At 62.7% G+C, this 13,457-nt stretch carries 10 protein-coding genes; 4 read left to right on the forward strand and 6 right to left on the reverse strand.

What is annotated here, in order from left to right:
* Positions 1 to 19 precede the first annotated feature (19 nt).
* Both EH165_RS12900 and EH165_RS12905 read left to right on the forward strand, forming a co-directional pair.
* Positions 20 to 1,357 (forward strand): alpha/beta hydrolase, encoded by a 1,338-nt coding sequence (locus EH165_RS12900; RefSeq protein ID WP_124799809.1) that lies wholly within the window; start codon positions 20 to 22, stop codon positions 1,355 to 1,357.
* 10 nt (positions 1,358 to 1,367) lie between these two features.
* Entirely contained in the window at positions 1,368 to 3,917 is a 2,550-nt protein-coding gene (locus tag EH165_RS12905) for a DUF2156 domain-containing protein (protein WP_124799810.1), read from the forward strand.
* A 29-nt stretch (positions 3,918 to 3,946) separates the two neighbouring features.
* Here EH165_RS12905 and EH165_RS15500 read toward each other — a convergent pair whose 3' ends face one another.
* Positions 3,947 to 4,993: a hypothetical protein gene (locus tag EH165_RS15500; RefSeq protein ID WP_164479227.1), complete on the reverse strand. Its 1,047-nt coding sequence runs from the start codon at positions 4,991 to 4,993 to the stop codon at positions 3,947 to 3,949.
* A gap of 239 nt (positions 4,994 to 5,232) precedes the next feature.
* On the opposite strand from EH165_RS15500, the gene EH165_RS12920 reads away from it, so the two are divergent.
* Positions 5,233 to 6,102, forward strand: coding sequence for an HhH-GPD family protein (locus EH165_RS12920; protein ID WP_239020574.1), 870 nt, complete (start codon positions 5,233 to 5,235; stop codon positions 6,100 to 6,102).
* 45 nt (positions 6,103 to 6,147) lie between these two features.
* Here the strand turns inward: EH165_RS12920 and EH165_RS12925 are convergent, their stop codons facing one another.
* The 3 genes from EH165_RS12925 to EH165_RS16570 all read right to left on the reverse strand — a co-directional run bounded on the left by EH165_RS12925 (position 6,148) and on the right by EH165_RS16570 (position 9,782).
* Positions 6,148 to 6,810: a SemiSWEET family sugar transporter gene (locus EH165_RS12925; protein ID WP_164479228.1), complete on the reverse strand. Its 663-nt coding sequence runs from the start codon at positions 6,808 to 6,810 to the stop codon at positions 6,148 to 6,150.
* A gap of 91 nt (positions 6,811 to 6,901) precedes the next feature.
* The gene (locus EH165_RS12930) at positions 6,902 to 9,430 is read right to left on the reverse strand and encodes an ATP-dependent Clp protease ATP-binding subunit (protein ID WP_124799815.1); all 2,529 of its coding nucleotides are present in this window, start codon (positions 9,428 to 9,430) and stop codon (positions 6,902 to 6,904) included.
* A 223-nt stretch (positions 9,431 to 9,653) separates the two neighbouring features.
* Positions 9,654 to 9,782 carry a hypothetical protein gene (locus EH165_RS16570; protein WP_277870502.1) on the reverse strand — a complete coding sequence of 43 codons (129 nt, stop codon included), beginning with the start codon at positions 9,780 to 9,782 and terminating at the stop codon, positions 9,654 to 9,656.
* 175 nt (positions 9,783 to 9,957) lie between these two features.
* Here EH165_RS16570 and EH165_RS12935 point away from each other — a divergent pair, with 175 nt between their 5' ends.
* The gene (locus EH165_RS12935) at positions 9,958 to 11,154 is read left to right on the forward strand and encodes a 3-deoxy-7-phosphoheptulonate synthase (protein ID WP_124799816.1); all 1,197 of its coding nucleotides are present in this window, start codon (positions 9,958 to 9,960) and stop codon (positions 11,152 to 11,154) included.
* Between the two features lie 70 nt (positions 11,155 to 11,224).
* Here EH165_RS12935 and EH165_RS12940 read toward each other — a convergent pair whose 3' ends face one another.
* Positions 11,225 to 11,572 (reverse strand): histone-like nucleoid-structuring protein Lsr2, encoded by a 348-nt coding sequence (locus tag EH165_RS12940; RefSeq protein ID WP_124799817.1) that lies wholly within the window; start codon positions 11,570 to 11,572, stop codon positions 11,225 to 11,227.
* Between the two features lie 253 nt (positions 11,573 to 11,825).
* Positions 11,826 to 13,337 carry a lysine--tRNA ligase gene (gene lysS / locus EH165_RS12945; RefSeq protein ID WP_124800515.1) on the reverse strand — a complete coding sequence of 504 codons (1,512 nt, stop codon included), beginning with the start codon at positions 13,335 to 13,337 and terminating at the stop codon, positions 11,826 to 11,828.
* Positions 13,338 to 13,457: the final 120 nt, after the last annotated feature.

Consider the following 13,457-nt stretch of genomic DNA (forward strand, 5'->3'; position numbering starts at 1 on the left):
GGAAGGGGGTGAGGCACAGATGAACATCGCGCTGCTCTCAACCACCTTCCGCGTCGTCAGCTTTGTCATTGCCATCATCGCCATCGCCGCACTCCTTGCTAGCCGCGAGGAAAAATGGTGGTCCAGACGGGTACCGCTGGCGTTCGGTATTACCGCCGCCGTCATCGGTATGTTGCTCCTGATCGTGGAGGTGTGGTGGCAGCCGTTCCAAGATCCCGTTCCCATCGGCGTCACCGCGTGGGTTGCCGCAGGCTGCCTGGCAATTACTGTGGCCACGCTGCGGCTCCGGGGGAAGAACCTGCGAGCCCGGGCACCGAAAGATTCCGCTAGCCGGGTGTGGCCGCACACCATCGCGACCACGCTCACCGCCGTCATCGTCGTCATCTGCGCCGCCGCACAAGTCAATCAAACCTTCGGCGCCTACCCGACGCTGCAGGCACTGTTCGGTGGACCGATGAAGTCCCAGGTGGCGTTCAACACCGTCAGCGGGCACGCGCAGCAGACCCAGAGTGCACCCGACTCCGGTTCCTTCGTGGACGCTTGGGCACCGCCGCGCAACCAGCCCAAGGCAGGGGTCGTGACGACGACCAACATTCCCGGGACGGTTTCGGGGTTTGCCACCAGAAATGCTTGGATCTACCTGCCCCCGGCCTATCTGGCCACACCGCGCGCGCTGCTGCCAGTCCTCATCTTGCTGAACGGCAACCCCGGCGAGCCGCGCCAGTGGCTCGATGGGGGCAACGCTGCAAACACGATGAACGCCTATGCAGCCGAACACGGTGGACTCGCGCCCGTCGTCGTGATTCCGGATCGACTTGGTAGCGCCTTGGCCAATCCGATGTGTGTCGATTCAGAATCCCGCGGGAAGAATTTCACCTACCTCACCGTCGATGTCGTCCAATGGATTAAGACCAACCTCCAGGTCAATGAAGACCCGAAACAGTGGGCGGTGGGCGGGCTTTCCTCCGGCGGAACATGCGCGGCGCAACTCGCGCTCAACGCCCCCGATCTCTTCCCCACCTTCCTCGACCTGTCCGGTCAGGACACACCAACGATTGGTTCACACTCACAGACGGTGCGGGAACTTTTCGGCGGTAGCGAGGCAGCTTTCACCGCAGCAGATCCCCTATCCATCCTCGCGTCGCGGAAGTTCCCGCAGTCCGCGGGGTTCTTCGCCGCTGGCAGCGCCGATTCCGTGTACGGACCGCAAACCCACGCCGTCTACATCGCTGCGAAGGCCGCCGGAATGGACGCCACCTACGCCGAAGTCCCCGGCGGTCACGACTTCTTTGTCTGGACCGAGGCACTGCAGGTCGCCATGCCATGGCTCGGCCCCCGATTCGGGTTGACAGCATGAAACAGGCGGCATGAAGACACTTGCGCCGAAACAGCCAGCGGCCACCGCAACCTGGCGCAGCCGAACCACCACCTTCGCCGGCTTTGTGCTCAAACACATCACAGCTCTGCGCCAGACCCCGGCCACGCTCACGGTTCTCCTCCTGATCTGGGCCATCGGCATCGCCACCTCAAGCGTGATCAACGGCCCCGGCGTCCAAACCCTGCGGCGGGTGGGCGCCAGCGTGCCCACGACCCTGGACGGCGGACGGCTCTACACCCTGATAACAGCTGGGCTCTTTGACGCCAACCTCTCCAGCTATCTCCTCGGAACCGCAGTAATCGCCGTCGTTGGCTCGGTGGTGGAGAGACGCTGGGGGTCGCGCCGGCTGATCTGGGTGGCGCTGTTGTCCCAGGCTTCTGGATTGTTGCTCAGCCTGCTCCTGATAAAAGTCGGGGCCAGCATGAACAACAACTGGTTGATGTCGATGACACACACCCGCGCTGTGGGCTCGTCCTGGGCGGTGGTGGGGGTACTCCTTGCCTACAGCGCAACCGCAGATGCGCTGTGGCGCAAGCGCATCCGGCTAGGTGTGCTCGCCACCCTGGGCACCATGGTGCTGTATAGCGGGCAATTGACGGACGTTCTGCGTCTTGGCGCCGCGCTCGCGGGGTTGCTGATCGGTGTTCTCGTGATCAAACACCAGCCCTACCCCAAGGCTCTGCGCACCTCGCGGCGCGAAACTCGTTCCCTGGTGGCTGTTCTGGTGGCGGCAAGCGCCGCTGGTCCGGTGCTTGCCGCAGTCTCGTCCAAGGCTGCGGGTCCCCTCGCCGTCCTCCGGTACCTGTTTACCTCCCCCCAAATTCGGCCGGACGGACTCGACGATTTCTGCTCGGTGCCGTCCGCGGCCGCCCAATGTTTGAAGCTGACGAGGGAACTGCGTTTCCACGGGTTGGGGCCGGCGGTGCTCTCGCTGCTTCCTGCCCTCTTAATGTTGGTATTCGCGTGGGGGCTGAAGAAGGGCCGCAGATTCGCCTGGTACGGCACGGTGGTCGTGCACATCCTGCTCGCCGGCCTCGGCCTGTTTGTGCTGATAACCGACGTGGTGCGCCGTCAAGACGCTGGGCCCCACCGATTCTCCTTCCTCTCCGGCCACTCGATGTTCGGGCACATCATGGCGTTCGCGCTTCCCGTGGCGGTGCTCACCGTTGTGCTCGGGACACGGCGCGCCTTCACCGTGCCCGCTCCCATCGGTACCTATCGCACCCTTGGCAAGCGGCTGGGGCTCGCGGTGGCAGCACTCTTCGTCCTGTACGTCGGCCCTGGCTATCTCGCTGCCAGCAGCTTCAACCCCTCGCCCAGCTTCACCCAAATTGTCCTCGACTTCCCCAACCGCCTCGCACCCCCCGGCTACCTCGGCCTAGTGTCGCTGGATTTTGTTCCCACCACTGCCATTTCGACGTTCCTCTTCGAATGGATCGGTATCGCTGCGTGGAGTATCGCCATCGTTTTGGTTCTGCGAAGTTTCACGCGTGCATCGCTGGCCGTAGTCGACGCCGACGCCGCGCAGGCGCGGTCAATTTTGGAGCAGTACGGGGAGGCTGCCCTGGCCTACCTCACCATGTGGGAGGGAAACACCTACTGGTTTAACGATTCGCGCACCACCTTTGTGGCCTTCCGGGTGCACGGTGGCGTAGCGATCACCACCGGCGACGCTATCGGTCCTGCTTCCGAGATCCCCGAAGCCATGAGGGCTTTCGCCGAATACTGCACAGGTCGCGGCTGGATCGTGTGCTTTTACAGCACGACGGCCCCCTCCCGGGACATCGGCGAAAGCCTTGGCTGGGACAGCATCCAGGTCGCCGAAGAAACGGTGCTGCCGCTCGGCGAGTTGGCCTTCACCGGCAAGAAATACCAAGACATTCGCACTGCCAGCTCCCGTGCGGTAAAGGAGGATATCCGCGCCGAGTGGATCACCTTCCCCCACGCGCCGTGGGCCATCACCGAACAGATCGCAGCCATCTCCGAAGAATGGGTTGCCACCAAGGGATTGCCCGAAATGGGTTTCACCCTGGGAGGTCTCGATGAGCTCGACGACTCCGCGGTGCGCTGCCTCATCGCCATCGACGACCAGGGCATCGTCCACGGAATAACCAGCTGGCTTCCCGCCTACCGCCACGGAGTGATCATCGGCTGGACGCTGGACTACATGCGCCGCCGCACCACGGCCTTCAAAGGCGTCATGGAATTCCTCATCAGCACCGCGGCACTGCAATTCCAGACCGAAGGCGCCGAGTTCGTCAGCCTCTCCGGCGCACCTTTGGCCCGCGCGGACAAGGAAACTGAACCGTCCAGGCTGCAGAAGCTGCTCGATACCCTCGGCAACAGCCTGGAACCGGTGTACGGCTTCCGGTCGCTGCTTCACTTCAAAGCAAAGTTCCAGCCGGACTACCGCCCGATCTACATGCTGTATCCGGAAACCGCGGCGCTCCCCCGGATCGGCAACGCCATCAGCAAGGCCTACCTGCCGCATATGACGATGCGGGAAACCGTGCGAATGCTCCGAAAGTTAAGTAGCTAAGGGTTTTTGCCCCGATGGACTGGCCAGGTTCACTGAAGCGTCAGGTCTGCCCGGCTGGAAGTGAGCGAGCCGATCCGAACCTCAGCTTTGTACGCCCCCGCCGGCACTCGGAGTCGGTCCGTCGCGCAGCCCGGAGACGACGTGGTTCCAGACCAACGGATGTTGTACTGCAACGTTTCGCCGGGCTTGAGGAATCGCACGTCAGTGCCGGTTCCGGGCAGACAGTCGGAGGTCGAAAACAGGCGGGCGTCGGCTGCGTCGTAGATCAGGTATTCCTGCAGGCTGCCGGAAACGTCACGCACGCAGGCCTTGTCGCCCACATTCTTGACCGTCACGCCGAGAATTGGCTGCTCACCCACCTTGTAAGTAGGTGAACCCACTGTCGCGCTCAATTGCACGGACGCATCTGGGCAGTTCAGTCGGCCCTGCGCGTCGTAGGTGAGCGCAGCAGCAGCGGCGGCATCAGCGGCGGCCTTCGCGGCAGCATCGGTCGCAGCCTGCGCAGCAGCTGCATCAGCGGCCGCTTTCGCGGCAGCGTCGGTCGCAGCCTGCGCAGCAGCTGCATCAGCGGCCGCTTTCGCGGCAGCGTCCGTCGCGGCCTGCGCAGCGGCAGCGTCGGTCGCAGCCTGCGCGGCGGCAGCATCCGTCGCGGCCTGCGCGGCCGCAGCATCGGTCGTGGCCTGCGCGGCGGCAGCATCGGTCGCGGCCTGCGCGGCGGCAGCATCGGGCGCAGCCGAATCAATGGGTGCACCCGTGGACGCAGCCGCGGCAGCGGCTTCTGCCTCCGCTGCTGCTGATGCGGCGGCGGAAGGGTCGTCGGTGGGGGGCGTGGAGGTCGCCAGTTCGGGGAACAAATCACCCGTCATGGCCGCCGAATTCGAGGCCGAGGGTGCGCGGGCGGCAGTACTTCCCGAAGTGCCGACCACCTCCAGCTCATTCGCTGCTGTCGATGTATTTCCGCCGCGGCTTGTCACCACCCACACGGCCGCGATCAATACGACCACCCCAAGGCCCAAAAGCCCTGCTCGGCGCGCCCAATACACTTTCGGGGACAGAGGTCCGACTGGCTGCATCACACCCTGACGGTAGCGTTGCAGCAAGTGAATGTATGCGAGCAACGCCGAGGAGTGCACGTGGGAGCAGCAGACGACCCGTCCGTGCGTTGTGCGGGTGCCGCGCCCCGCGGGCGACGACCCCCACAATTCGGTGCGGCATTTTTTGCGCACAGTGCGGGATTCCCGGTGTGCGACCCTCGCCACTGCGGTGTGCGGGTTGGTCGTTGAACTCGAATCCGGTTGCGGAGAAAAGGTTTTCGTTGAATCCCCGCGATCTGCTGCCGCCGCGCGCCATACTGGAATTTTTTGCCCATCATGGCCGCGACCTCCCTTGGCGCCACCCTGCCATCGGGGCGTGGCCCATCCTGGTCAGTGAAGTGATGCTCCAACAAACGCCCGTCGCCCGAGTGCTGCCAGTCTTCGAGCACTGGCTGCGTACCTGGCCCACGCCAGGACATCTGGCTGCGGACGCCCCCGGTGACGCAGTGCGGGCCTGGGGTCGTCTCGGCTACCCGAGACGCGCTCTGCGATTACACGCGTGCGCCACCGCCATCATCACCGACCACGGGGGCGTGGTGCCCGAAGAGGTGGACGTGCTGCTCACCCTGCCCGGCGTCGGCGACTACACCGCCCGCGCGGTCGCCGCGTTCGCCTACGGCGCCGCCGCCCCCGTGGTGGACACCAATGTGCGGCGCGTCATCAACAGGGCCATCCGCGGCAACAACGACGCCGGACCAGCGACCGCCGCGGACCGCAGCTTGATGCAGACGCTGCTCCCCGATCAGCAAGCCGCAACTTTTTCGGCGGCGGTGATGGAACTTGGCGCGCTGATTTGTACCCGGGCCGCACCGGAATGCGGCCGGTGCCCCTTGCGAGAATCGTGCCGGTGGCTCGCGGCTGGACAACCGTCATCCGAAGTGCGCAACAAGAAACAGGCCTGGAACGGCACAGACCGTCAGGTGCGCGGACGGATTTTGGCGCTGCTGCGCGACGCACCGGAACCATTGTCGGAAGCTGAAGTACGCCTCGCGTGGCCCGACGCCGAACAATGGCAGCGGTGTGTTAATTCGTTACTGGCAGACAAACTCATCGCGCGCGCCGACGGCCAGGCTTTGATGCTGCCCAGCTAGGAGTCGGCGAGGCCGCATCGCCCAGGTGCACTGAGGCTGTGCGGCTCACTTCTCAGCATGCATCCCAGCGACCTGCGCGGCCGCACCCGCACTCTGCGGCGAGCGCGACAACGAGTGCTCCAGCGCCAGGTGGCGCCGGCGAAAGATCAACGCGACGAAGTTGGCTGCCATCACCACCACCAACGGCCCGGCCACCCAGATCACGGCAACCTCCCACACCAGGAGCGCATAGGTCAGCCACAGCACCTGAGCCGCGGTGTTGACGAGCAACATCGCGGGCGAAACACCCCGGACATCGTCAGCCACCCGAATCTGTCGAAGCTGAGCGATCTGACCCGTGATTGCGGGCACGCACATACAGAATGCAAAGACGAATGGCCCGAGCCACACATCCAGACCCACGGACGTGGCACTCACCGCAACCGGCAGCGCCCAGACCCTGAAGGACGGGATTTTTGCGCTGCGTTGCAGTTGGATCAAAGTGGCGCCCGAGCCGACGATGAGAATGGCATTCGGGCCGATGATCTGGGGATTTTCTACCAAAATCCCGTAGACCGTCCACGACAGACCCGCAATGAGGAGCGTCTGCCACGTCAAAAGGTTGAGACCCGCGACGGATCGGGTACGCAAAATCCTCGCAACCTGCGGGATGGTGAGGCAGGCGCTGAGAAAGGCTGCGAGCCAACCGAGGGCGGCGGGAATGGACACTGGCACCATTCTAGGCGCCATCACGAAAACCGCCCGCCCCGAAAAAACAGTCCCGGGACGGGCGGCAATTCGCTACACCAGCATCAGCTACCTATTCGGCGCTGCCGCCTTCTTTCAGCAAGCCCACCGGCACCACATCAGGTACCAGCGAAGGCTTGTCAACACCGCGGAAGGTGAAGGTTTTGCTGGACGCAAGCCCATCTTCACCCTCGGCCACGTCCACCAGAATCAGCTGGCCGGACTTCAGTTCGTCAAACAGGATCCGCTCCGAGAGCTGATCCTCAATCTCGCGCTGAATCGTGCGACGCAGCGGCCGCGCACCCAGCACCGGATCAAATCCACGCTCGCCCAGCAGCTTCTTCGCTTCTTGGGTCAACTCGATGGTCATGTCCTTGTTCTTCAAGGCGCCTTCGACGCGCTGCAGCATCAGGGTGACCATCTGGTCGATTTCTTCCGACGTCAACTGGTGGAACACGACGATGTCGTCGATGCGGTTGAGGAACTCGGGACGGAAATGACGCTTGAGCTCGTCGTTGACCTTGAGCTTCATCCGCTCATAGTTCGATTCAGAGTCGTTCCCGTGGGCGAAACCGAGGCCAGCACCCTTCGAGATGTCCGCGGTTCCCAGGTTGGACGTGAAGACGATGACGGTGTTCTTGAAGTCGACCGTACGACCCTGTCCATCCGTCAACCGGCCATCTTCCAGCACCTGCAGCAGCGTGTTGTAGATGTCCGGGTGGGCCTTCTCGATCTCGTCGAATAGCACCACCGAGAATGGCTTGCGGCGGACCTTCTCCGTCAGCTGGCCGCCCTCTTCGTACCCGACATATCCGGGAGGCGCTCCGAACAGCCGCGACGCGGTGTAACGGTCGTGGAACTCACCCATGTCGACCTGGATCAACGCATCCTCGTCGCCGAAGAGGAACTCGGCAAGCGCCTTTGTCAGCTCCGTCTTACCCACACCGGACGGACCCGCGAAAATGAACGAACCGGACGGACGCTTCGGGTCCTTGAGGCCTGCCCGCGTACGCCGGATCGCCTTCGAGACTGCCCGAACGGCCTCTTCCTGCCCGATGATCCGCTTGTGCAGCGCATCTTCCATCTTGAGCAGACGGGTGGTCTCCTCTTCGGTGAGCTTGAAGACCGGGATGCCGGTCCAGTTGGCCAGCACCTCCGCAATCTGCTCCTCGTCAACCTCGCTGACAACATCCAGATCGCCGGCTTTCCACGCCTTTTCGCGCTCGGCCTTCTTCCCCTGGAGCTGCTTCTCCGAGTCGCGCAGCGAGGCTGCCTTCTCAAAGTCCTGCGAGTCGATTGCCGACTCCTTCTCGCGGCGAACACCGGCGAGCTTGTCGTCGAAATCGCGCAAGTCCGGCGGAGCCGTCATTCGGCGGATTCGCATCCGGGCGCCGGCCTCGTCGATAAGGTCGATGGCCTTGTCCGGCAGGAAGCGGTCGCTGATGTAACGGTCAGCCAACGTGGCTGCCGCAACGAGAGCGGCGTCGCTAATGGTGATGCGGTGGTGGGCTTCGTAGCGATCTCGCAGGCCCTTGAGGATCTCAATGGTGTGCGGAACACTAGGCTCGCCAACCTGAATCGGCTGGAAACGACGCTCGAGCGCGGCGTCCTTCTCCACGTACTTCCGGTATTCGTCCAGCGTGGTGGCGCCGATGGTCTGCAGCTCGCCGCGGGCCAGCTTCGGCTTCAGGATCGACGCAGCATCGATGGCACCTTCAGCGGCGCCTGCGCCGACGAGGGTGTGGATTTCGTCAATGAACAAGATGATGTCGCCGCGGGTGCTGATCTCCTTGAGGACCTTCTTCAGTCGCTCTTCGAAGTCACCCCGGTAGCGGGACCCGGCCACCAGCGAACCCAGGTCAAGCGTGTACAGCTGCTTGTCCTTCAATGTGGTCGGAACGTCGCCGCGAACGATGGCCTGCGCGAGGCCCTCCACGACCGCCGTCTTACCCACACCGGGCTCGCCGATCAGTACCGGGTTGTTCTTGGTACGGCGGGAAAGGACCTGCATAACCCGCTCGATTTCCTTCTCGCGCCCGATGACGGGGTCGAGCTTGGACTCGCGCGCCGCCTGCGTGAGGTTACGACCGAACTGGTCGAGAACGGTCGAGGATGACGGGGTTCCTTCGCTGCGGCCACCTTCGGCCGCTGCGGTCTCTTTGCCCTGGTAGCCCGAAAGCAGCTGCAGAACCTGCTGGCGCACGCGGTTGAGGTCGGCGCCAAGCTTAATCAGGACCTGGGCTGCGACGCCTTCGCCCTCGCGAATAAGACCGAGCAGAATGTGCTCAGTGCCGATGTAGTTGTGGCCGAGTTGCAGTGCCTCGCGGAGGCTGAGCTCCAGCACCTTCTTGGCGCGCGGGGTGAACGGGATGTGACCGGACGGCGCCTGCTGGCCCTGCCCGATGATCTCCTCGACCTGCGAGCGGACGCCTTCCAGCGCGATGCCCAAAGATTCGAGCGCCTTGGCAGCTACGCCCTCGCCTTCGTGGATCAGACCCAGCAGGATGTGTTCAGTGCCGATGTAATTGTGGTTGAGAAGTCTGGCCTCTTCTTGGGCCAGCACAACCACGCGTCGGGCTCTGTCGGTAAATCTTTCGAACATGTGCACTCCTCGGGGCGCAGTGGCGTGCAATTAATGGCGTTAGCTTGACCCGTCGCATCCCACAGGCTGATTGCCCGCCGTACGCCGGATACCTTCACTGTAATCGGTGCTCCCGACGGCCACAGTTCGCTGCGCGCAGCTATCTGCTGACACACACTCCGCATTGACCGTGAAAAATCACCGCACAAAACGGGAATCACGCCGTGTTCCCCGTCTTCCTTCTTCAACGCTCCCCCACCAGCAGACGTTCCGCCAGTCTGACGGCTACGCCGAGGGCGAAAAGTAGCCTCACCGAACCAGCGACTTGACCGGTATGCCACCACAAACCTACTGTGACGGACGTGAACATCATGTGGCAGTCGTATTTTAGGTTGGCTCTGGAGGAGCCAACGCGCTAATCGCTGACCGCGTAATTCCCAGAGCCCCCAGGCACAGACTCACCGTCTGTGCCTTTTGCCTTTTCAGGCGGCCCTGGATGCATCCGGAGCCGCTGGACCCCACACCAGACCGGACAAAGGAAGCGCCCTATGAACACCGCCAGCAAGAATGCCGCTCACCCCGCCGCCGCCCTGTGGGCCACCCCCCAGTCCGACCCCGTGCCCAATCCGCACAGCACCACGGATCTGCAGGTCAAAAGCTTTGACGTATTGCCAACCCCCGCCGCCATTCGGTCCGAGTTCCCGCTCGGACCTGTGCGCGCGGCGGTCGTCTCCTCCACCCGCGAAGCGATCCGTGGCATCTTGGCGGGAACGGACGACCGCCTGCTGATAGTCATTGGCCCGTGTTCGGTCCACGACGTGGACGCGGCGTTGGATTACGCCCGCGCCCTCGCAAGCGAGGCTCGCCTGCATGCCGAAGAGCTCCTCATCGTCATGCGCGTCTACTTTGAGAAACCGCGCACCACCGTCGGGTGGAAAGGGTTAATCAATGATCCCGGCCTCGATGGCTCCTACGACGTACAGCGCGGGTTGCGCACCGCTCGCCAGCTCTTGCTCGACATCCTTGACCTGGGAATCGGTGTGGCGTGCGAGTTTCTTGAGCCCATCAGCCCGCAATACATTGCGGACGCAGTTAGCTGGGGCGCGATCGGCGCCCGCACCACAGAAAGCCCAGTGCATCGCCAGCTCGCCTCCGGCCTGTCGATGCCGGTGGGATTCAAGAACGGCACCGACGGTGACGTCCAAATCGCCATCGATGCGATGATCGCCGCGGGCGCCGGTCAGGCCTTCTTCGGCGTCGACGACAACGGTCGCGCTGCCGTCGTGTCGACCCGCGGAAATCCGGATACGCACGTTATTACCCGCGGTGGCCGAGGGGGGCCGAACTACTCAGCCGACCACACGCGGGCAATTTGCGCCCGCCTGACGAAAGCGGGGCTGCCGGCGCGGGTCGTCGTGGACGCCAGCCATGCCAACAGCGGCAAAGACCATATCCGGCAAGCGGTGGTCGCTGGCGAACTCGCAGCTCAAGTTGCCTCTGGCGAAGCGATCGCGGGCATCATGCTGGAAAGCTTCCTCGTAGCCGGACGACAAAACCTACCGATAGATGTAGTGGGCGGCGCCCCGCAAGGGTCGTTCGATGTTGCCGAACTCGTGTACGGCCAAAGCGTCACCGATGCGTGCATGGGGTGGGAATGTGCCCTCGAAGTTCTCGGCGAATTCGCTCAAGCGGTCACCTCTCGGCGCCGCAGCGATAAATCCGCTCGCGTGCTGTTCCAGAACTAATAATGGCTCCGGGGAATCAGTGATTCCCCGGAGCCATTATTTCACTGCCAGCTTTTGCTACTTCCAGATATTAGTGAGCAGCCTCGAAAGCTTCAACGACTGTCGCCGAGAGGCGGCCGCGGTCGGAAACGGCCATACCCTGGCTACGGGCCCACTCGCGAATTGCCGTCGTCTGCTCGCGATCCGGCGTTGCACGGCCCGCTTTTGCCGGGCGCCCGCGACCCGGACCGCGACGGCGTGCGCTGTCGCCTCGGCGTGCTTCGCTCACGTACAGGGCGAGAGCGTCGCGCAATTTGCTGGCGTTCGCCTCGTTCAGGTCAATCTCGTACGCAGCGCCATCAAGGCCGAAGGAAACGGTTTCGGTTGCCGGCGAGCCGTCCATGTCGTCGATGAGCAGTGTCGTGGTCTTGGTTGCCATTTAAATCCTCCTGTAAGGCGCCCCTTAATACTGGAACACCGTGATGCGAAGTTTGTTGTGTTCTCGGAGCATAGAACACATTTCTGCACTCTACAAAATGTTAAGGGCTATGCCACGCCTGCGTGAATCAGAATCACTCTTACGAGAGAAGCGGCACTCACTAATGCTCCGTTCGCTCTCCACGATGGACTTCCCGAGCATGCACCATGCGGATTACCTGTGAATAGCAATGGAGTTTTGCCGATGCTTTTGGCTATTCTTCGGGGCGAACGAAAGGGAACAAGATGGTTTCTCGGATACCTAAGCCGGTTAGCGCCATCAGCAGACGATCCATCCCCATCCCCATGCCACCAGCCGGCGGCATGCCGAACTCCATTGCCCGCAAAAAGTCTTCGTCGAGTTTCATTGCTTCTGCATCGCCGAGTCCGGCGTAACGCGTCTGTTCGACGAAACGCTCGCGTTGAACCACCGGATCTACGAGCTCCGAATATGCGGTCGCCACCTCATAACCGTTGATATACAAATCCCACTTCTCCGCCAGCCCAGGGGTTTCCCGATGGTCGCGGGTGAGGGGGGACGTGTCGACGGGAAAATCCCGAACGTAGGTGGGAGCGATCAGTGAGGGCACCACAAAGTGGTCAAATAATTCCTCGGCTAATTTTCCCGGACCGTAATGCGGAGCGACCTTCACGCCCACCCTTCCGGCTAGAGCGACAAGCTCCGCCATCGGGGTTTGCACCGAAATTTCCTCTCCTGCCCGCTCCGATAACGCGCCATACAACGTGATTTCCGGCCAAACGCCACCCACGTCGAAGGTCGTGCCGTCCCCATGCGTGACGACGGTCGAACCCAAAGCCGCAACCGCTGCGTTGTGGACGAGCGCCGTTGTGAGCTCTGCCATGCCGTTGTAATCGCTGTACGCCTCATACGCTTCCAACGAGGTAAATTCTGGCGAATGTGAGGAGTCCACACCCTCGTTGCGGAAGTTTCTGTTGATCTCAAACACTCGATCAATTCCACCGACCAGAGCCCGCTTTAAGAAAAGCTCCGGGGCGATTCGCAAGAACACATCCATATCCATCGCGTTGAGATGCGTCACGAATGGTCTCGCTGCTGCTCCTCCGTGGATGGCTTGCAGCATGGGAGTTTCGATCTCGACGTACTCGCGCGCATGGAAAGTGTCACGAAGAGACCGCATCACATCGGCACGCATTTGCACAGACTTGCGAGCCTGCGGACGCACGATCAAATCAACATAGCGCTGCCGGACGCGGCTTTCTTCACCCATGGGACGATGCGCCACGGGGAGCGGTCGCAAAGTTTTGGACGTCAGCTGGCAGTGGTCCGCCATCACCGACAGCTCGCCGCGCTTGGAGGTAATGACCTCGCCGTGCACAAACACGTGGTCGCCAAGGTCGATATCTGATTTCCAGGCCGCGAGCGCCTCCGCACCGACACCGGCTAAAGAGACCATCACTTGGAGTTCAGTACCCGTATCGCCAGCTCCCCCTTCGCGGATAGTGGCGAAACACAATTTTCCCGAATTACGCATAAAGATAACGCGGCCCGTTACTCCGACCAGGTCGCCCGTTGTGACGTCCGCCTGAAGACCGGAATGACGCTCCCGCACCTGGGCCAGTGTCGCCGTGCGCTCCACGGTGACGGGATAGGGGTTGGTGCCATTTGCTAAGAGGCGGTCCCGCTTCTCCCGGCGCACTCGCATTTGTTCTGGCAGATCCTCGGCTGCGGCGTTATCAGCCGGCATTGCGGCGGGCGCGGGGATAGACGCGGGGACCGCTTCGGGTTCAGAAGTGGTGTTTTCAGCATTGCTCACCAGTGTGACTTTACTGTGAGCACGCACCTGGTTCCGCCTGACGCTGCCACC

It is taken from the genome of Nakamurella antarctica (assembly GCF_003860405.1).
Taxonomy (GTDB): Bacteria; Actinomycetota; Actinomycetes; order Mycobacteriales; family Nakamurellaceae; genus Nakamurella; species Nakamurella antarctica.

What these genes read in the sequence shown, in the direction of transcription:
- EH165_RS16570 (WP_277870502.1), bottom strand. Translation starts at nt 9,782, where the DNA reads ATGATGTTCACGTCCGTCACAGTAGGTTTGTGGTGGCATACCGGTCAA.
- EH165_RS12940 (WP_124799817.1), bottom strand. Translation starts at nt 11,572, where the DNA reads ATGGCAACCAAGACCACGACACTGCTCATCGACGACATGGACGGCTCG.
- EH165_RS12900 (WP_124799809.1), top strand. Translation starts at nt 20, where the DNA reads ATGAACATCGCGCTGCTCTCAACCACCTTCCGCGTCGTCAGCTTTGTC.
- EH165_RS12930 (WP_124799815.1), bottom strand. Translation starts at nt 9,430, where the DNA reads ATGTTCGAAAGATTTACCGACAGAGCCCGACGCGTGGTTGTGCTGGCC.
- EH165_RS12905 (WP_124799810.1), top strand. Translation starts at nt 1,368, where the DNA reads ATGAAGACACTTGCGCCGAAACAGCCAGCGGCCACCGCAACCTGGCGC.
- EH165_RS12935 (WP_124799816.1), top strand. Translation starts at nt 9,958, where the DNA reads ATGAACACCGCCAGCAAGAATGCCGCTCACCCCGCCGCCGCCCTGTGG.
- lysS (WP_124800515.1), bottom strand. Translation starts at nt 13,337, where the DNA reads ATGCCGGCTGATAACGCCGCAGCCGAGGATCTGCCAGAACAAATGCGA.